This window comes from Cupriavidus sp. D384, from assembly GCF_001652915.1.
In the GTDB taxonomy this organism is placed as follows: domain Bacteria; phylum Pseudomonadota; class Gammaproteobacteria; order Burkholderiales; family Burkholderiaceae; genus Cupriavidus.
The window spans coordinates 74,225-91,370 of the sequence record NZ_BBQI01000102.1 but is presented as its reverse complement, the minus strand read 5'-3'; the positions used below and the strand labels follow the sequence as shown (position 1 = coordinate 91,370).

The following is a 17,146-nucleotide window of genomic DNA, read 5'->3' as shown; positions in this document are numbered from 1 at the left end:
TGGCCCCGGGCGCGAACCAGACCACGACCAGGGGGCCAGGACCGGATCAGGGTCGGAATGGCTGGCCCATCGGCTTCAGGCGGATGCCGGGCGCCAGGCGGGTCCAGGGCAGATCGGCAGGGTCGGCCGTCATCGGCCCCGGCGCCTTGGCGACCAGCACCGCATGCGCGATGCCCTGGAAGTCCGCGCGGAAATGCACCGAGCTCTTGTTCACCAGGATCTTCATCGCCTCGGGCTCGACCCCGCCCACGCGGTAGAGGTTGCGATCGAGCATCTGCGCCTTGCCGCCGCTCACCACCACCTGCACGCCGCCAATACCCAGCCGCGCCACCGGCCCGACATCGGCCAGCATGCCGTGCATCATCGGCCCGCCAAAGCGGCATACGCCGTCAGACAGCCCGAGCACCTCGAAGCGCTCCTGCAACGGCTCGTCGCCGGGAACGCCTGACACGCCGCCCAGCGCCACGTCGATCACCGCCCCCACCCCGGCACGATGCGCGGCAGCCGCCACGGCCGGATCCCAGATCAGGCCGATGGCCGCGCCCTGCGCGCCGTTGCGCAGCAACGCGCGCAGCATGCCCATCGTGTTCGAGTCGCCGCCAGCACCGGGGTTGTCCTGGGTATCGGCGATGACCACCGGGCGCGTGGCGTCTGCGGCCATCCGCATGGCTTCGCGCACCGCGTCGTCAGGCGACAGGAACGGCACCTCCCAGGCGGCTTCCTCGGCCAGCATCCGGTCGTAGAGCGCCTGCACGGCGGCTTCGGCAGCGGTGTCATCGTCGCCATAGCCCCAGATGACCGGCCCGCATTCGGGAAAGTCGGCGGCCGGAAAACCCGGTGCAAACGACAGCGACACCACCCCGCCGGACTCCAGCTCTGCCAGCGCCGCGTACAGGCCGCGTGCGGGCTCCAGCATCGTGCACATGCCATTGATCGGAATCAGGAACGGCAGGCGGCGCGCGGCCGCACGCCAGCGGCGCGGGCCGGCCAGCAGCGGCTGCAGCAGTTCCGCCGCGCGCACGCCGGTTTCGGCCATGTCGACGTGCGGATAGGTGCGATAGGCCACCAGCGCATCGGCGGCATCGAGCATGCGCTGCGTGACATTGGCGTGCAGGTCCAGCGACGCCACCAGCGGCACGTCGGGGCCGATCACCTCGCGCAGGCGCGCCAGCAGTTCGCCTTCGCCATCGTCGGCATGCTCGGCCACCATGGCGCCATGCAGGTCCAGGTAGATGGCATCGAAGCCGCCCGCGCGTGCCGCCGCGACGATTTCGCCGGCGATGCGTTCGAACGCATCCTCGGTCACGTGCGCCGACGGGCTGGCGCCGGCCCAGATCACCGGGCTCAGGGCCCAGCCGTTGCGCTGCGCGGCCTGGATAAACCCGCCAACGGGGATATTCACATCGCGCAGCGCCAGCACGTCGTTGCCGCGCGCCATGGCCGGAAAGCCCTCGCCGCGCTCGAAGCTGGCGTAGGTGGCCTTGGACGGCGCAAAGGTATTGGTTTCGTGCTGGAAACCGGCGATCAGGATTCGGGGTGCCAAGGGGCTCTCCATATTCATGTTGTCTTCAGACCGTGGCCGGGCTGCCATGCGGCGCAGGCATGCGATTGACCACCAGCGTCACCGCGCCGGCCACCAGAAGTGCCACCATCACCAGCAGGCCCGCCTGCATGCTGCCCGTGGCCGTGCGCACCCAGCCGATGATGGTCGGGCTCAGGAAGCCGCCGATCAGGCCGATCGTGTTGATCAGCGCGATGCCGCCCGCCGCGGCGTCGCCCTTCAGGTATTGCGACGGAATGGCCCAGAACACCGTGTAGGCCGTCCACATCATTGCCGTGGCAATCGTCATGCATAACAGCGACACCGGCAGGTTGCCGCTGGACAACGTGGCCACCGCCAGCGCCACCGCGCCGATGAAGGCAGGCACCGCGCTGTGCAGGCGCCGCTCGCCGCGACGGTCGGAGCGCCGGCCGATCACGACCATGGCGATCGCGGCAGCGATATACGGAATCATCGAGTACAGGCCGATCTGCATGGTGTCGGTCACGCCATCCGCCTTGAGGATAGACGGCAGCCAGAAGCTGACGGCATAGATGCCGCAGATCATCGTGAAATAGGCGAAGGCCAGCAGGTACACGCGCGGATCTCGCGCCACCTGGCCGAACGAATGGTGGCCTGCGCCGGGCGTGTGCAGTTCTGCGGCGATCATGCGCTTTTCGGCATCGGTCAGCCACCTGGCATCGGCCGGACGGTCGGCCAGCACGCGCAGCGCCAGTACGCCCAGCAGCACGCACGGCAGGCCTTCCACCAGGAACATCCACTGCCAGCCTTCCAGGCCGCGCGCACCCGACAGGCCGGTCATCAGCCACGTCGACAGCGGCGAGCCGAAGATGCCGCCGATGGGCCCGGCCAGCATCACCACGGCCATCACGCGCGCCATGCGCTGCTGCCCGTACCAGTACGTCAGGTAGAAGATCATGCCCGGCGCAAAGCCCGCCTCGAACACGCCGAGCAGGAACCGCATCACGTAGAACGTGGTTTCGTCGCGCACGAACATCATGCCGGCCGACGTCAGGCCCCACAGCACCAGGATGCGGCTGATGGTCTTGCGTGCGCCGATGCGGGGCAGCAGCAGGTTGCTCGGGATCTCGAACAGCACATAGCCGAAGAAAAAGATGCCGGCGCCCAGGCCGTAGACAGCGTCGGAGAAGCCCAGGTCGCTCTGCATCTGCAGCTTGGCAAAGCCGATGTTGACGCGGTCCAGGTAGGCAAACGTATAGCAGAGCAGCAGGAACGGCAGCAGGCGCCAGTTCAGCTTGCGGTACAGCGCCTGTTGCGCGGCGCTGTCGTGCGCCGGCATGGTGCGTGGGGGCAGTGTGGTGGACATTCGATCTCTCTCCTGTGGGCGTCCTCGTGGATGCGATGAACGTTGTGCTGTCGCTGTTTTCTTGTTGTCGGAGGATCGTCGGTCAGATGAAAAAACAGAGCAAGAGCAACTTTAGTCGGCTATCGTTGCCCAATCGGCAACAGCTTGGCTTTCGACATGCGAGAACTGAACCAGCGCAGGCTGCGCTATTTCCACGAGGTGCTGACGCACGGATCGATCCGGGGCGCAGCCGACAGCATCAATACGTCGCCATCGGTGATCACGCGCCAGATCCGCCTGCTGGAGGACGAGGTGGGCGCGCCGCTGTTCGACCGCCACGCGCGTGGCGTGCAGCCCACCGAAGTGGCGCTGCATCTGCTGGAGTACTGGCAGGGCTGCCGCGCGCAGCAGGAACTGTTCGAAGACCGCCTGCAGGCCCTGCGCGGGCTGCAACACGGCCAGATCCGCATTGCCACCAGCGAGGGCTATGTCGACGGCCTGATGGACGAGGTGCTGACCGACTTCTGCGCCCAGTACCCGCGGCTCGACGTCACGGTGGACATCCTGCCCGTGAACAACGTGCTGCAGGAGGTGGCCGAAAGCCGCGCGCATATCGGCCTGGCCTATAACCCGCCGTCACATGCCGATGTGCGCTGGGTGGCAACGTCGTCCCAGCCCGTGGTGCTGCTGCTGCATGCCGGGCATCCGCTGGCCCTGCGCGGCACGCGGGTGGACGTACGCGAACTGGCCGACTATCCGCTGGCGATGATGCCGCCGGCGTTCGGCCTCGGGCAGATCGTGCAGATGCTGGCCTATGCCGAGAATATCCAGATCCGCCCCACGCTCACCACCAATTCGCTGGCCGTGCTGCGGCACTTCGTCAAGCGCCATCACGGCATCACGCTGATCGGCGCATTTGCCGCCTATCGCGAACTGGCTTCAGGCGACCTGGTGACGCTGCCGATTGCCCATCCGCTGTTCGAGGCGGCCAAGGCGCGGCTGCTGGTCAAGGCAGGCCGCCCGCTGGGCATGGCCGCCGACACGCTGCTGGGCTGCATCCAGCGCGACATGTCGATGTTCGCGGCCCCGGCACCGCGCGGGCGCACGCGACCCACCGCGCGGCCGGCGCGCAAGTCGCCGTGAACGTGGAGCCGTCCGCTAGAATCGGGGCTCGCTGACACGTGCCAAGGAGTCTCTGCATGACTGCATCGAACTGGAAAGGAATGGCCTGCGCGGGCGCCGTGGCAATGGCCACGATGATAGCGGGCTGCGCCGCGCAGCCGCAGGCGCCGCAGCCACCGGCCACAGGCGTGCCCAACCCTGGCCCGCAGGGCGGGCGCGGCACGCCCGAAGGCTGCCAGGCCGACAAGCTTGGCGACAACGCGCTGATCGGCAAGACCGAGGCCGACGCCGCAAAATTGCTCGAAGGCTGCGCGTGGCGCTTCGGCAATCGCGAAGGCCAGCACATGCCGGGCACGATGGACTACAACCCGCAGCGGCGCACCATCGACGTGATGGGCGGCAAGGTCACGGCGGTACGGCGGGGCTAGGCAGACAGGCCGCCGGCAGCACGAAGCCGTCGTAGGTGGTGGTCCAGTAGCGGCGGTCGAACACCCGGTTGCCGTTGACCAACGGATCGTCGTCCGGCGTTGCCGGGGCCAGGACGGCCCGCCGGGGATCGCAGGGGTGCAGGCGCCTGCCTACTTGCGGCTGCGCTCGCCGCCGCGCGAATCCTGGATGATCATCGTCCGGTCGAGTACGCCGTTATCGTCGAAATACGCGCTGAAATGCGCCGGCACGTAGCCGGGCAGGTACATCCGGTACGACCAGGCCTCGCGCTTCATCAGCGCGTAGTACTGGATCGGCTCCTTGGGCCGTCCCCAGCGTTCCAGTACGTCCTGCTTGGTCCATTGGCCGGGCCGCGCGGTGTAGATCTCGTTCTCGGTCAGCATCTGGCGGAAATCGGTCAGCTTGCCGCCGGCGTCGAAGTCGGCCGCGTAGATTTCGTAGCCGTAGGGTTGCTTCGAATAGATCCAGCGCTGCGCGCCATTGGTCATCTGGAACGTATCGGTGGGCGCACCAAACGCCTGCTGCACGGCTGCCTGCGGGCTGCCGATCAGCTTTTGCCCGGTTTCCACCGGCTGCAGCGATGCGCATGCGCTCAACACAAGGGCCGCCGCGACGGCGCCCGTCCAAACGGAAAATCGAAACGGCATGGCGGCCTCCGGATATCTGGAATGACAGGACTGGCGTGCCAAGCATACTCCACCTCCCGCGCCCGGCACGCAGCCTGCCTGATGCATAAACACGCCAGGCCGGCCTTTTATTCCATGCGGGCACTCAAGGCCGCAGCCCCTGCCATGGCGTACGCACGATCTCGCGGTCGTCGATGGGCCAGTGCAATGCCGCGGCGACCACACCCAGCGCCATCGCACCCATCCACACCAGATCATAGGAATGGGTCAGTTCGAACACCAGCCCCCCAAGCCAGACGCCCAGGAACGACCCCAACTGGTGACCAAAGAACACAAAGCCGAACAGCGTGGTGATGTAGCGTACGCCAAACACCTGCGAGACGATGCCGCTGGTCAGCGGTACCGTGCCCAGCCACAGGAAGCCCATCACGGCAGCAAACCCGTACAGTGTGGCCGGGCTGAGCGGCAGCAGCAGGAACAGCGCCATGGCCGATGTCCGCGTCAGGTAGATGCCCGCCAGCAGGTACTTCTTCACATGCCGGCCGCCCAGCCAGCCAAACGCATAGGTCCCCGCGATATTCGCCAGCGCGATGATGGCCAGTGCAATCATCGCGCTGGCCGGCTGCATCCCGTGGTCGCGCAGGTAGGCGGGCAGATGGTTGGCGATGAACGCAAGCTGGAAGCCGCAGGCCAGAAAGCCAAAATTGAGCAGCCAGAACCCCGAATGGCCGAAGGCCTCGCGGACGGCGGCCAGCATCGACGGCTGGTTGCCCGGGGCATCGCCACCTGCCGGCCGATCCCGGAACGGCAGCGCGAACGGCAACAGCACCAGTGCCGCCACGGCAAAGACGAGCAACGCCAGTTGCCAGCCCGCCACCGACATCAGCGCCTGCGCCGACGGCACCATCAGGAACTGCCCGATGCCACCGAGCGCCCCGGCGATGCCCAGCGTGCGGCTGCGCTGTTCAGGCGGCACCATGCGGCTCAGCGCGCCATAGACCACGCCGAATGTCGTGCCGGACTGCGCAATGCCGATACAGATGCCGGCCGCCAGCACGAACGCCATCGACGAAGGCGCCAGCGCCATGCCCCAGAGCCCGGCCGCATACAGCGCCAGCCCACCCAGCATCACCTTCCAGGAGCCGAAACGATCGGCCACCATGCCGGTCAGCGGCTGGGCGATGCCCCAGACCAGGTTCTGCACGGCCATCGCAAACCCGAACGTCTCGCGCGTCCAGCCCCGTTCGGCAATCACCGGCAGCAGGAACAAGCCCTGCACATGGCGCACGCCCAGCGCCAGGCCCATCACCAGCCCGGCGGCCAGCAGCAGGAAGACGCTATCGCGCCACCAGGGCGGCGATCCGGCAGGCTGCAATGCGCTGGCATCATGCGAAGGCTGACGAGGTGACATGGCGAACTCCAGTGATGACGGTTTCGAAACCGCTTTATTTCAAGCCAATCCGGGCACCGGTTCAAACGAGATTTCAGTCGCATTGCCATTCCATACGCGCATGGCTGCAGGAAGACAATCCGTGCTGTAATGAGGCTCGCCAGCGCCATCGTGAGGCTTTGCCATGTCCGTCCCGCTCGTTCGCCTGTTTCCGCTCGATCTGCTCAAGGGCTTCGTGGCCGTGGGCCGGCGCATGAGCATCACCCAGGCGGCCGACGACCTGTGCCTGACCCAATCGGCCGTCAGCCGGCAGATCCGCGCCCTGGAAGACCAGCTCCAGGTACGCCTGTTCGTGCGCCAGCATCGCGGCGTGGCCTTCACGCCCGAGGGCGAACGGCTGTTTCGCAGCGCAGACGGCGCGGTGCAGCAACTGCAGGATGTGGCGGCCGAACTGCGCAAGCGCGATGGGCGCCAGCCCGTCACGGTCACGGCCAGCATCGGCGTGGCCGGCCTCTGGCTGCTGCCGCGGCTGGGCAGCCTGCAGCGCCGGTATCCAGAACTCGACGTGCGGCTGTCCGCCAGCAACCAGATCAGCGACCTGCGTGCCGATGGCATCGACCTCGCCATCCGCTATTGCCCGGCATCGGCCGCGCCGCCGCATGCCATGCGCTTGTTCGACGAAACCATCGCGCCCGTTGCCAACCCGGCGCTGGGCGCCACGCGCGTCACCTCTGCCGAAGCACTGGCCGAACTGCCCTTGCTCGAATTCGACGATCCGCGGCCCTGGCTGCACTGGCGCAATTGGCTCGGTGCGCAGGGCTACCGCCAGGCCAGCCGGCGCGGCATCCTGCGCATCAACCAGTATGACCAGGTGATTCACGCTGCACTGGCGGGGCAAGGCGTGGCGCTCGGACGCCTGGAGCTGATTCAGCCGCTGATCGAGGGCGGCCAGCTGAACGTGGTCACCACGGCGGGCGCGCTCATGCCCAGCCCCAACGCGTTCTGGCTGATCCACGCCACCGAAAGCCCGCGCGAGGATGTGCGCCACGTGGCCGCCTGGATTGCCGACGAAGCGGCGCGCGTCAGGCCGGGCGCAGCACCAGATTTTGCTGGGCGGCCGGCGTGATGTGGCATTGCACCGCGCCCAGCGCGCGCAGCGCGCTCAGGAAATAGACGCCGTCTTCTTCCACGCGGCATTGCTGGCCGGCCGACAGGACGATATCCGCCGATGGCCGCGCACGCCGGTGCTCGACGGTGATCCACAACCGGCCGGCGCGGCAGGTCACATGGGCACCCGCGCGCAGCTTCACGGGCACGCAGTCCGATTCGATCAGCAGATCCCAGGTCATGGCAGGCTCCAGTTCATGCCTGCAGTGTGGCAAACGGGCGTTTTCCTGCCATGATCGTTCGGGCGGCCAGCCATGAGTTTTGCGCCCCCACACGTGCGCCGGCCCGTGCCGATACATTGCCGCTAAAGATTCGCTTCACCGATCCGTTAACATGGGCGGCAGCGCCAATTCTGACCCGAATGGGCAGACCACCGCGCGCCCTGCCTACATCGAGCCACCCACCATGGATCCCCTGTCGTTCGAATTCGTCACGGTCGAAGAAGCCAAGAAGGTACTGGATGGCGACCCGCCCGCATCGGCGCGGATCGACTGGAGCGAACAGCGCCAGGCGCCGGACCCGGTCAACCTGTCGCTCACGCCGGTAGCGCTCAGGTGGCTGGCCCAGCTGCCGCGCGAAATACGGCCGCTGGAACTGTTCTACGCCTATCCGCGCATCGGCAACCACCTGGCCGCGCTGGGCAATGCCGCCGCCGTGTCCGCCTTCGTCGCCGAACTGCTGATCGACAAGCGCGGCAACCGCCAGGGGTTTCCGGGCGGCATCGCGGTGGAGTTGTCGCGCCTGCAGGATTACCTGCTGCAATTGCTGCAGCCGGGCGGCGCCGGCACTTCGCAACCCTAGCCAGGCCGGGGCCAAGGCCGCGCGCAGCGCCTGGCCTACAGCTGGTCCTCCACGGGCAGGACCTGCAGGATGCCGATGCCCATGTGCTGCCACGCGCTCATGCCGGGTTCGTGATCGTAGGTCGTTTCCTTGCCGTTGTCGCGCGTGGTCCACGTCAGCGATTCCGCACCGCTGTCGCTGGTCATCAGGCCCACCCGGTAGGCGATATCGAGCAGCCGGCGGTCCATGTCCTCCACCAGCAGCCTGGCCAGCGCCGGGCTGTCCAGCACCACGCCCATCTCGGTATTGAGCTTGATCGAACGCGGGTCCAGGTTCATCGATCCGATGAACAGCGCCTGGCGGTCCACCACATAGGCCTTGGCATGCAGGCTTGCGCGGCTCGACGCGAACATGCGCGACCTGGGCGCGCGGCTGCGTACCAGTTCGGCATCGGCCGTGGGTTTCAGCTCGTAGAGTTCCACCCCGGCCTCCAGCAGCCGCTTGCGCGTGGGTGCGTAGCCGGCATGCACCGCCGCAACGTCGGTGGCGGCGAACGAATTGGTCAGCACGCGCACCTTGACGCCGCGCTTGACCATCGCGGCCAGCCAGGCCTCGCCCTTCTTGTTGGGCACGAAGTACGGCGACACCAGCACCAGTTCCGTCCGGGCCTTTTCCAGCAGCGCGCGCAGTTGCGGGATGGCGTGGGTCGACGGGTCATCCGACGATTCCTCGATCTTGTCGGCCTTGTCGGCAATCACCCGCGCGGCGCCCATGTAGCCGGGCAGGTGGCCCGACTCGATACCGCGCGCCAGGCCGGAATCCAGCAGCTCCTGCACGAACGGGCTGGCACGCGCCATGTCGCCCTTGACCTCGATCTGCTTGCGGAACGCGCGCAGTTCGTCAGGGACCTCCTTGCCTTCCGGGGTCAGGGTGGCAACGGGGTAGGCGCTCTCGCTGTTCCAGTATTCGTCGAACACCTTGCTGGCGGCCGGCACCGCGGGCCCGGCCACCATCACGTCCAGGTCGCTGAACGCCATGTCGGGCTTGGCCGCGAAATACGCGTCGCCGATATTGCGCCCGCCCATGATCGACACCAGGTTGTCCACCGTCATCTGCTTGTTGTGCATGCGGCGGTTAAGGCGGCCGAAATCGAACAGCAGTTCCACCCAGCGGGCGTTGCGGTTGGCAAACGGGTTGAAAATGCGCACCTCGATGTTCGGGTGCGAATCGACCGCCGCCCAGGTCTTGTCCTGCTTGCCGGTATGAATGTCGTCCAGCAGGATGCGCACGCGCACGCCGCGATCGGCGGCGTCGATCAACTCGCCCAGCAGCGCGCTACCGGTGGTATCGACGTCGTAGATGTAGTACTGCAGGTCCAGCGTCTTCTGCGCGGCCCGCGCCAGGGCCATGCGCGCCGTCAGTGCGTCGGGCCCCGCGCCGAGCGGGTAGAAGATCGACTGCCCGGGATTCTGCGCCAGCCGTGGTGACAATGTCCGCGCCAGCAGCGTGCTGCCGGTATCGGTGGCGGCGTAGCTGGGAGTGCGCCCGGCATTGGCGGGCAGGCTCGCGCATCCACCAACCAGGGCCAGCCAGACCGACATGACAACCAGCCACGCCAGCGGCCGCGCGCGGCGCCATCCGCGCCCCGGCGCCCCGGCGGGCACCGGGCCGGATCCTTGCCATCGAATCAGCGCCTGCGCCATGATCCTCTCCTCGATGGTCCTGCCGATGCCGTACCTGCCCCGCCCGGTGCTACGGCTGCACCGCAGGCAAATCCGGCGCGGCCGGCGCCCCGGATACCGTCCCGGATGCCTCCGGGGATACCGCCGGCCGGGCCTGCGCCCGCTCGCGGTAGTAGCCGCGCACGATCTGCTGCGCCACCGCCAGCCGCGCGCTGACCGGCACCGGAAAGCGCACCACGGCATCGAAGCGGGTCACGTCGAACGGCTCGAATATCACGCGTGGCTCGAACTGCGACAGATCCACGAAGCGCATGTCGCCATAGCGCCGCAGCGTGCGCCCTGCTTCTTCCATGAACCCTTCGCAGGCACGCCGCGCCACCTGCACCAGCAGCGCCTCCACGGTTTCGGGATCGTCGCCCACGGCCAGTGGAATGCGCACCATGTCCAGCGTATAGGCGCCGGCCTGCGAATGGTTGCGCACGGCCGTGGTCAGCAGCATGCTGTTGGGCACCTGTACCGTAAAGCCCGTGTACTGGCGCGCGGCGGCCACTTCCACCAGCGTGGTGGACATCACGTCCATGTCGATGACTTCGCCGCCGAACGGGCCGATCTCCACCAGGTCGCCCAGCTGGAACGGGCGCGTGATCATGCGCATGAACGCACCCAGGAAGCACATCACCAGTTCCTTGCCGACCAGCAGCAGGGCCGCCGCGAACGCCGCCAGCGAAATCGCCACGCTCTTCAGTTCGGACACCCAGATGCCCAGCAGCAACAGGAACACCACGGCCGCCACCAGGTTGCGCGACGCCACCGTCCAGGCGCGGTAGCTGCCCCGGTTGTCGGCCTGCAGCCGCGCCGAGAAGAAGCGGTTGATCAGCTTGACCACCAGCGTGCCGGCCAGGATCACCACCACGCTGGTAATGATGTTGACCAGGATGCTGTCGTTGGCGTTGAAGTGCATGGGTGATTTGTCTGTTGTTTTGCATCCCCGACCTCCACCGCCGTAACACATTGTTGCAATTGGCGCCGCAGGTAGGCATGTCCACGGCGATTCTATCCACTTGCCAGTGTGCGGTGCTGGCTCTTTGTCCAAAAGTCGGATTCGTCCGGTTCCGCTGTCGGCGTTTCTCTTGCAATTGCTGCACCCGCACCTTGTGTGCGAAAGCAAAAACCGAATGGCAAAGCCGGGGCAGAATCGGGCCGCCGCGCCGGTACCGCCCGGCAGCGTGGCCCAGACCGACAGAACGAAAGCAAGGAGGAACGACGATGATGTGGAAGACCAGCCGCCGCTGGCTGATGGCCGGAGCCGGCGCCGCCGTCATGGCCCTGCCATGCGGCGCAGCAAATGCGGCAACCGGCGGGTCCGTGACGGCCGCACCCGAGCAGGCACGCGCACTGGCTCGCGAAGCCTGGATTTACGGCTATCCCGTGGTGGAGTCGTACAAGACGCTGTACGCCCAGGCGGTGGACCGTGGCGACCCCAATTTCAAGGCGCCGTTCAACCAGATCGGCCATGGCACCGGCACCTTCTCGCCGAAGGACACGGCGATCATCACGCCCAATGCCGACACGCCCTACTCGTTCGCCTGGCTGGACCTGCGCGCCGAGCCGGTGGTGCTGACGCTGCCCGCCGTGGAGCCGGACCGGTACTACTCGGTGCAGCTGCTGGACCTCTATACGCAGATCTTCGGCTACCTTGGCACGCGCGAGACCGGCAACGGCGGCGGCCGCTTCCTGGTGGCGGGGCCAGACTGGCACGGCACGGTGCCGCCGGGCATCGACCGTGTGCTGCGCAGCGAGTCGCGCATCGCCTACGCGCTGTACCGTACGCAGCTGTTCGACGATGCCGATCTGTCGCGTGTCGGCCAGATCCAGAAGGGCTACGGCGTGCAGCCGCTGTCCGCTTTCCTGAAGCAGCCGGCACCGCCCGCCGCACCGGCCATCGAGTGGCCCAGGCCGCAGCCCGGCATGACCAACGGCCTGGCGCTGTTCCGTTATCTGGATTTTTTACTTGCACTGGCGCCGACCGATCCCAGCGAGACTGGCCTGATGCAACGGCTGGCCGCCATCGGCGTGGGGCCGGGCAAGCCCTTTGACGAAAGCACGCTGGCGCCCGACATCCGCCAGGCCATGGAGGCCGGCATCGCCGACGCGAAACAGGAATTTCAGCAGTTCCAGGCCACGCAACTGCGCACGCGCAAGGTCAGCAGCGGCGACCTGTTTGGCTCGCGCGCCTTCCTGAAGAACAACTACCTGTACCGGTACGCGGGCGCGGCGCTGGGCATCTATGGCAACACGGCTGCCGAGGCGCTCTATCCGGGTTACTACACCGATGCGGAGAACAAGCCGCTCAATGGCACCGGCGGCGCGCGCTATACGCTGCGCCTGGACAAGGATGCGCTGCCGCCGGCCAACGCCTTCTGGTCGATCACGATGTACGACGGCAAGTCGAAGCTGCTGGTGGATAACCCGATGCAGCGCTATCTGGTCAACTCGCGCATGCTGCCGTCGCTGCAGCACGACGCCGATGGCGGTGTCACGCTGCATCTCCAGCACGATGCGCCGGCCGGCGACGCGCGCCAGAACTGGCTTCCGGCGCCCGATGGTCCGTTCTACGTGATCCTGCGCATGTACCTGCCCAGGCCGGAAGCGGCCAACGGCAGCTGGAAGCAGCCGCCGCTGGTGAAGGTGGCCCAGTAAGGCCGGCGCGTGCCGGTCAGGACGCCGGGTTGGCTGGTGCGGGCGGAGTGGCGGGCGCACCCTGCGCGGCCGCCGCGGTCTGCCATCCCAGCCCCAGCGACTTCTGCAGCGACACATAGTCCTTGAGCAGGTCCGCATCGCCCGAGATGCGGTTCTGCTGCGCCACCACGCGCGTGCGCTCCACGTCGAGCCATTCGAGCATGCTGGCCGTGCCGGCGCGATAGCGCTGCTGCTGCAGCGTCGACGCCCGTTCGGACGATGCCTCCACGCGGCGCAGCACCACCACGTGTTCGCGCTGATGGCCGTAGCGCGACAGGGCCACATCCGCATCGCGCAGCGCCTTCAGCACCGTGCTGCGATAGTTGGCATCGGCCTCGTCGCGCCCGCCCTCGGCACTGTCCACCCCGGCGGCGACGCGGCCGAAATCGAGGATGTTCCATTGCAGGCGCGGCAGCGTCAGCCAGGTGCCGTTGTCCTTGCGCGCCAGGTGACCGGGGTCCATGGCACTGAATCCCAGCGACCCCAGCAGCGACAGCTTCGGGAACCAGTCGGCCTTGCGCACGCCGATCTGGGCCGTGCTCGATGCCAGCCGGCGTTCTGCCGCGCGGATATCGGGGCGTGCCTTCAGCAGCGCGGCCGGATCGCCCACTGCCACGGTCTCGGGCACACTGGGCAGCGGACGCGCCCTCGTCAGTTCGGCGTCCAGCGTGCCAGGGGCACGGCCAGTCAACAGCGCCAGCTGGTCGAACTGTTCGGCGATGCTGGCCTGCACCGGCGACATCTGCGCGCGCGTGTTGTCGAGCTGCGTCAGCAGGCGCTCCACTTCGAGCTGCGACGCCACGCCGCGTGCGCGCCGTTGCTGCGTCAGGTCGAGCATGTCGGCTTCGAGCTTCTCGGAATCCTGCAGATGCGCCAGGCTCGCCTGCTGCTCGCGCAGCGTGATATAGGCCTGCGCCACCTCGGCGGCCAGCTGCACATGCGCGTCGGCCAGTTGCGCCGAAGCCGCGTCGGCCTCTGCCGAGGCCGCCTCGATCGACCTGCGCGTACCGCCGAACAGGTCGATTTCCCAACTCGCATCGAAGCTGGCGATATACAGCGACAGCGGCCCGCGCCCGCCACCCGACGATCCGCCGCCAGACAGCGCCGACAGGTCCGGCGAACGGGTGCGCAGCATCGCCGCATCGAAGCCCACCTTTGGCAACAGGTTGGCCTTGTTGCTATCCAGCCCGGCACGGGCCTGGCGCACGCGGGCGCGCGCCACGTCGATGTCGGGGCTGTCCTTGAGCGCGGCCTCGATCAGCGTGTCGAGCTGGGCATCGCCCAGCGCGTGCCACCAGTCCGCGGCACGCGGCGCAATGGGCGCGGCCTCGGCCGGCGCGTGCGGAAAGCGGCCGGCATCGATTGCGTTGGCAGCCACTGCGGGTGCGCTGCGGTAGTCGGGGCCCACCGTGCATCCGGCAGCAAGCCAGACAGCGGCAAGCGCGGCAGCGGTAAGGGCCGGCAGGCGTGGCCGCCTGGCATGTGAAAGGACAGACATGATCAATGACCGGTGGAAACGGGCGCGCCCGGGCGGGGCGGCTTGAGCAGCAGGGCCAGCGGCACGCAGCACAGCAGCGCAATGCCAAGGGCGAAGAAGGTTTCGGAGAACGTCATCACGGCGGCCTGGCGCGCGATCTCGCCGCTGAGCTGGGCCACGGCCTGCAGTTGCGCGTGGGCGAAGTCGCCGCCCTGGGCCACGAACCCGGCGATGCTGGACGTCATATGGTCCTGGCCGATACTGCTGTTGGCCGTGACCGATTCGCGGATCACCGAGTCGTGATAGGCGTTGCGGCGGTCGATCAGCGTGCCAAGTAGCGCCAGGCCAATCGAGCCACCCAGGTTGCGCGCCATGTTGTAGAGCCCGGCGGCGTCACCAGCTTCGTGCGTCGCCACGGCCGCCATCGACGCCTGGTTCAGCGGCATCATCGCCAGGATCTGTCCAAACCCGCGCAGGATTTGCGAGACCGTGAAATCATGGCCCACGCTGTCCACCGTCAGGCCGATATCGAGCATGCAGCTGGCAAAGAAGCACACCAGGCCGGTGATCACGAGCCAGCGGCTGTCGAACTTGCCCAGTATGCGCGGCAGCACCGGCATCAGCAGGAACGCCGGCAGCCCGGAGAGCAGCATGATGCCGCCCGCCTGTTCGGCGTTGTAGCCGGCAATCAGCGACAGGAACTGGGGCAGCAGGTACGACACGCCGTACAGGCCGGCGCCCACCGTGGTCACGATCAGGATCACGCTGGCGTAGTTCCTGTTCAGCAGCAGCCGCAGCCGCACGATGGGCTGCCTTGCCGTGAACTGGCTGATCAGCATCATCGAGAGCCCGATGGCCGACAGCATCGACAGGTAGACGATGAATTGCGACTCGAACCACTGCTCGCGCTGGCCCTCTTCGAGCACCACGGTCAGCGAACTGAGCCCGATGGTCAGGCCGACGATGCCCAGCCAGTCGGCCTTGAAGAAGGCCTCCACGTCGGCGCGTTCGGCCTTCAGGCCAAAGTACAGCAGCGGCACCAGCACGGCCGTGATCGGCACGTTCAGGAAGAAGCACCAGCGCCAGTTGATGTTCTCGGCCAGCCAACCACCCACCACCGGGCCCAGCAACGGCCCGAGCAGCACGATCAGCCCGAACATCGACATGCCGATGGGCATCTGGTGGCGCGGCAGCCGGGTGCGCACGATGGTCTGCGCGGTCGGGATCATCGCGCCGCCGGCCAGCCCCTGCCCGATACGGCCGATGACCATCTGCGGCAGGCTATGCGACATGCCGCAGACCATCGAGAACGCCGTGAACAGCAACGCGTTCCACATCAGGAAGCGGCGCAGGCCGAAGACCCGCGTCAGCCATGCCGTGAGCGGGATGATCACGATCTCGGCCATCAGGTAGCCGGTGGACACCCAGGTGCCCTCGGTGCCGGCTGCGCCGATCTGCCCCTGGATCTGCGGCAACGCCGAGTTGGTAATGGAGATGTCCAGCGTGGCCAGCAGCGCGCCGAGCGAACCGGCAGCCACGGCGATCCAGTCGGCTGCCGAGGCGTTAGGTTGCTGCGCGGCGGGAGACTGGGGCACCTGGCTCGCGGCCGCGGCCTCAGCCATGGCTGGCTCCGCCGGCGGGCGCCGGGACGTTGGCCGGCGTAGTGGGCGGCGTAGTAGTCGGCGGCGTACTGGCCGGCACACTGGCCGAGGCGTGGGCCGGATTCAGCTCGCGCGTATCGACATCGACCGCCACCGACAGGCCCGGCACCAGCACAGGCCGCGCCGCGTTCGGCACATCCACGTGAATCCGCACCGGCACGCGCTGGACGATCTTGGTGAAGTTGCCCGTAGCATTCTGCGCGGGCAGCAGCGCGAACTGCGAGCCGGTGCCCGGCGACAGGCTGTCGATCACGCCATGCAGCGCTTCGCCGGACAACGCGTCGACATGCAGCGTCACGGGCTGGCCTGCCCGCATGCGGCCGACCTGCGTTTCCTTGAAGTTGGCGGTCAGGTATAGGTCCTGCACCGGCACCACGGTCAGCAGCCGCGTGCCGGGCTGGGCAAACTGGCCGACGCGCACGCCCTTGTCGGCCACGCGCCCGGCCGTGGTGGCACGCACGGTGGTGTCTTCCAGATCCAGCTTCGACTTGCGCGCGCTGGCCTCGGCCACGTCCAGCTGGGCGCGCGCCTGTTGCAGGCGCGTCTGCAGTGTCACGGTCTGGCTCTGCTCCACCTTGAGGGCCGCCTCATTGGCGGCAAGCGTGGTCGACGCACGGGTCTGCGCGTTGCGCAGTTCGGCGGTGCGCTCCTCGGTCTCGGCGCCGGTCCTGACCAGCGGCGCATAGCGTTCCACCTGCGACGCCGCATAGCGCGCGTTGGCCCGGGCGCCATCCACCTCGGCGGCGGCCTGGGCAATGCGGGCCTTCTGCTGCTGCAGATCGGCATCGGCGCGCGCCACGTCGGCCTGGCGCGACGCCACGTTGGCCTGCGCCTCGTCAAAGGCGGCCTGGTACTGGCGATTGTCCAGCCGGACCAGTTCCTGTCCCGCCACCACCTGCTGGTTGTCGCGCACGTAGACCTCGGCCACATAGCCGCTGACCTTGGGCGCCACGGTCACGCTATCGGCCTGGATATAGGCGTCGTCGGTACTTTCAATGAATCGGCCATAGAGCCACCAGCGCACGCCGATGACCAGGGCAATCAACACCAGCGCGGCGCCAATGCCGATCAGCACCGTGCGGCGACGGCTGGCGCGCGAGGAAGGAATATGCTGCGATGCAACATCGGCCGGCATGGCCGGCGCTTCGGAATGAGAGGCTGACATGAGGGGGGCGGGGGCGGCGAGAG

The 17,146-nt window shown here is 67.6% G+C and carries 15 protein-coding genes; 5 read left to right on the top strand and 10 right to left on the bottom strand.

Going from position 1 to position 17,146, the window contains the following annotated elements; genetic code table 11:
- Nucleotides 1-46 precede the first annotated feature (46 nt).
- Together A9J21_RS26495 and A9J21_RS26490 are read right to left on the bottom strand one after the other, a co-directional pair.
- Nucleotides 47-1,543, bottom strand: coding sequence for a M81 family metallopeptidase (locus tag A9J21_RS26495; RefSeq protein WP_156546199.1), 1,497 nt, complete (start codon nt 1,541-1,543; stop codon nt 47-49).
- Nucleotides 1,544-1,568: 25 nt separating this feature from the next.
- Nucleotides 1,569-2,888: an MFS transporter gene (locus A9J21_RS26490; protein ID WP_066740939.1), complete on the bottom strand. Its 1,320-nt coding sequence runs from the start codon at nt 2,886-2,888 to the stop codon at nt 1,569-1,571.
- A 156-nt stretch (nt 2,889-3,044) separates the two neighbouring features.
- Between A9J21_RS26490 and A9J21_RS26485 the strand changes: the two genes are divergently transcribed.
- Both A9J21_RS26485 and A9J21_RS26480 read left to right on the top strand, forming a co-directional pair.
- Nucleotides 3,045-4,010 carry a LysR family transcriptional regulator gene (locus A9J21_RS26485; RefSeq protein WP_066740937.1) on the top strand — a complete coding sequence of 322 codons (966 nt, stop codon included), beginning with the start codon at nt 3,045-3,047 and terminating at the stop codon, nt 4,008-4,010.
- A gap of 56 nt (nt 4,011-4,066) precedes the next feature.
- On the top strand, nt 4,067-4,417 hold the full coding sequence (locus tag A9J21_RS26480; protein WP_066740935.1) for a hypothetical protein: 351 nt from the start codon (nt 4,067-4,069) through the stop codon (nt 4,415-4,417).
- A gap of 150 nt (nt 4,418-4,567) precedes the next feature.
- Here A9J21_RS26480 and A9J21_RS26475 read toward each other — a convergent pair whose 3' ends face one another.
- Both A9J21_RS26475 and A9J21_RS26470 read right to left on the bottom strand, forming a co-directional pair.
- Entirely contained in the window at nt 4,568-5,083 is a 516-nt protein-coding gene (locus A9J21_RS26475) for a hypothetical protein (protein WP_066740933.1), read from the bottom strand.
- A 124-nt stretch (nt 5,084-5,207) separates the two neighbouring features.
- Nucleotides 5,208-6,473: an MFS transporter gene (locus A9J21_RS26470; protein ID WP_066740927.1), complete on the bottom strand. Its 1,266-nt coding sequence runs from the start codon at nt 6,471-6,473 to the stop codon at nt 5,208-5,210.
- Nucleotides 6,474-6,636: 163 nt separating this feature from the next.
- Between A9J21_RS26470 and A9J21_RS26465 the strand changes: the two genes are divergently transcribed.
- Nucleotides 6,637-7,578 (top strand): LysR substrate-binding domain-containing protein, encoded by a 942-nt coding sequence (locus tag A9J21_RS26465; protein ID WP_066740925.1) that lies wholly within the window; start codon nt 6,637-6,639, stop codon nt 7,576-7,578.
- Here A9J21_RS26465 and A9J21_RS26460 read toward each other — a convergent pair.
- The gene (locus tag A9J21_RS26460; protein ID WP_066740923.1) at nt 7,535-7,801 is read right to left on the bottom strand and encodes a DUF2917 domain-containing protein; all 267 of its coding nucleotides are present in this window, start codon (nt 7,799-7,801) and stop codon (nt 7,535-7,537) included. The genes A9J21_RS26465 and A9J21_RS26460 overlap by 44 nt on opposite strands.
- A 223-nt stretch (nt 7,802-8,024) precedes the next feature.
- Here A9J21_RS26460 and A9J21_RS26455 point away from each other — a divergent pair, with 223 nt between their 5' ends.
- The gene (locus A9J21_RS26455; protein ID WP_066741201.1) at nt 8,025-8,420 is read left to right on the top strand and encodes a hypothetical protein; all 396 of its coding nucleotides are present in this window, start codon (nt 8,025-8,027) and stop codon (nt 8,418-8,420) included.
- 35 nt (nt 8,421-8,455) lie between these two features.
- Here the strand turns inward: A9J21_RS26455 and A9J21_RS26450 are convergent, their stop codons facing one another.
- The gene (locus A9J21_RS26450) at nt 8,456-10,102 is read right to left on the bottom strand and encodes a phospholipase D family protein (protein ID WP_082926621.1); all 1,647 of its coding nucleotides are present in this window, start codon (nt 10,100-10,102) and stop codon (nt 8,456-8,458) included.
- A 49-nt stretch (nt 10,103-10,151) separates the two neighbouring features.
- A complete protein-coding gene (locus A9J21_RS26445; protein WP_066740921.1) occupies nt 10,152-11,042 on the bottom strand; it encodes a mechanosensitive ion channel family protein in 891 nt (296 codons plus the stop codon).
- A 305-nt stretch (nt 11,043-11,347) separates the two neighbouring features.
- On the opposite strand from A9J21_RS26445, the gene A9J21_RS26440 reads away from it, so the two are divergent.
- Nucleotides 11,348-12,781 carry a DUF1254 domain-containing protein gene (locus tag A9J21_RS26440; protein WP_082926619.1) on the top strand — a complete coding sequence of 478 codons (1,434 nt, stop codon included), beginning with the start codon at nt 11,348-11,350 and terminating at the stop codon, nt 12,779-12,781.
- A 16-nt stretch (nt 12,782-12,797) separates the two neighbouring features.
- On the opposite strand, the gene A9J21_RS26435 is transcribed toward A9J21_RS26440, so the two are convergent.
- Genes A9J21_RS26435 through A9J21_RS26425 form a run of 3 tightly spaced genes read right to left on the bottom strand, consistent with a single transcriptional unit; the run spans nt 12,798 to nt 17,123 of the window.
- Nucleotides 12,798-14,318, bottom strand: coding sequence for an efflux transporter outer membrane subunit (locus A9J21_RS26435; protein ID WP_066740919.1), 1,521 nt, complete (start codon nt 14,316-14,318; stop codon nt 12,798-12,800).
- 2 nt (nt 14,319-14,320) lie between these two features.
- Nucleotides 14,321-15,919, bottom strand: a complete 1,599-nt coding sequence (locus A9J21_RS26430; RefSeq protein WP_066740917.1) for an MDR family MFS transporter — start codon at nt 15,917-15,919, stop codon at nt 14,321-14,323.
- Nucleotides 15,912-17,123: an HlyD family secretion protein gene (locus tag A9J21_RS26425; RefSeq protein ID WP_082926618.1), complete on the bottom strand. Its 1,212-nt coding sequence runs from the start codon at nt 17,121-17,123 to the stop codon at nt 15,912-15,914. The genes A9J21_RS26430 and A9J21_RS26425 overlap by 8 nt, the downstream gene beginning before the upstream one ends.
- Between the last annotated feature and the right edge of the window lie 23 nt (nt 17,124-17,146).

Excerpts from the sequence above, each read along its gene's own strand:
- A9J21_RS26490 (WP_066740939.1), bottom strand. The coding sequence starts at position 2,888 with ATGTCCACCACACTGCCCCCACGCACCATGCCGGCGCACGACAGCGCC.
- A9J21_RS26485 (WP_066740937.1), top strand. The coding sequence starts at position 3,045 with ATGCGAGAACTGAACCAGCGCAGGCTGCGCTATTTCCACGAGGTGCTG.
- A9J21_RS26480 (WP_066740935.1), top strand. The coding sequence starts at position 4,067 with ATGACTGCATCGAACTGGAAAGGAATGGCCTGCGCGGGCGCCGTGGCA.
- A9J21_RS26475 (WP_066740933.1), bottom strand. The coding sequence starts at position 5,083 with ATGCCGTTTCGATTTTCCGTTTGGACGGGCGCCGTCGCGGCGGCCCTT.
- A9J21_RS26470 (WP_066740927.1), bottom strand. The coding sequence starts at position 6,473 with ATGTCACCTCGTCAGCCTTCGCATGATGCCAGCGCATTGCAGCCTGCC.
- A9J21_RS26465 (WP_066740925.1), top strand. The coding sequence starts at position 6,637 with ATGTCCGTCCCGCTCGTTCGCCTGTTTCCGCTCGATCTGCTCAAGGGC.
- A9J21_RS26460 (WP_066740923.1), bottom strand. The coding sequence starts at position 7,801 with ATGACCTGGGATCTGCTGATCGAATCGGACTGCGTGCCCGTGAAGCTG.
- A9J21_RS26455 (WP_066741201.1), top strand. The coding sequence starts at position 8,025 with ATGGATCCCCTGTCGTTCGAATTCGTCACGGTCGAAGAAGCCAAGAAG.
- A9J21_RS26450 (WP_082926621.1), bottom strand. The coding sequence starts at position 10,102 with ATGGCGCAGGCGCTGATTCGATGGCAAGGATCCGGCCCGGTGCCCGCC.
- A9J21_RS26445 (WP_066740921.1), bottom strand. The coding sequence starts at position 11,042 with ATGCACTTCAACGCCAACGACAGCATCCTGGTCAACATCATTACCAGC.
- A9J21_RS26440 (WP_082926619.1), top strand. The coding sequence starts at position 11,348 with ATGATGTGGAAGACCAGCCGCCGCTGGCTGATGGCCGGAGCCGGCGCC.
- A9J21_RS26435 (WP_066740919.1), bottom strand. The coding sequence starts at position 14,318 with ATGTCTGTCCTTTCACATGCCAGGCGGCCACGCCTGCCGGCCCTTACC.
- A9J21_RS26430 (WP_066740917.1), bottom strand. The coding sequence starts at position 15,919 with ATGGCTGAGGCCGCGGCCGCGAGCCAGGTGCCCCAGTCTCCCGCCGCG.
- A9J21_RS26425 (WP_082926618.1), bottom strand. The coding sequence starts at position 17,123 with ATGTCAGCCTCTCATTCCGAAGCGCCGGCCATGCCGGCCGATGTTGCA.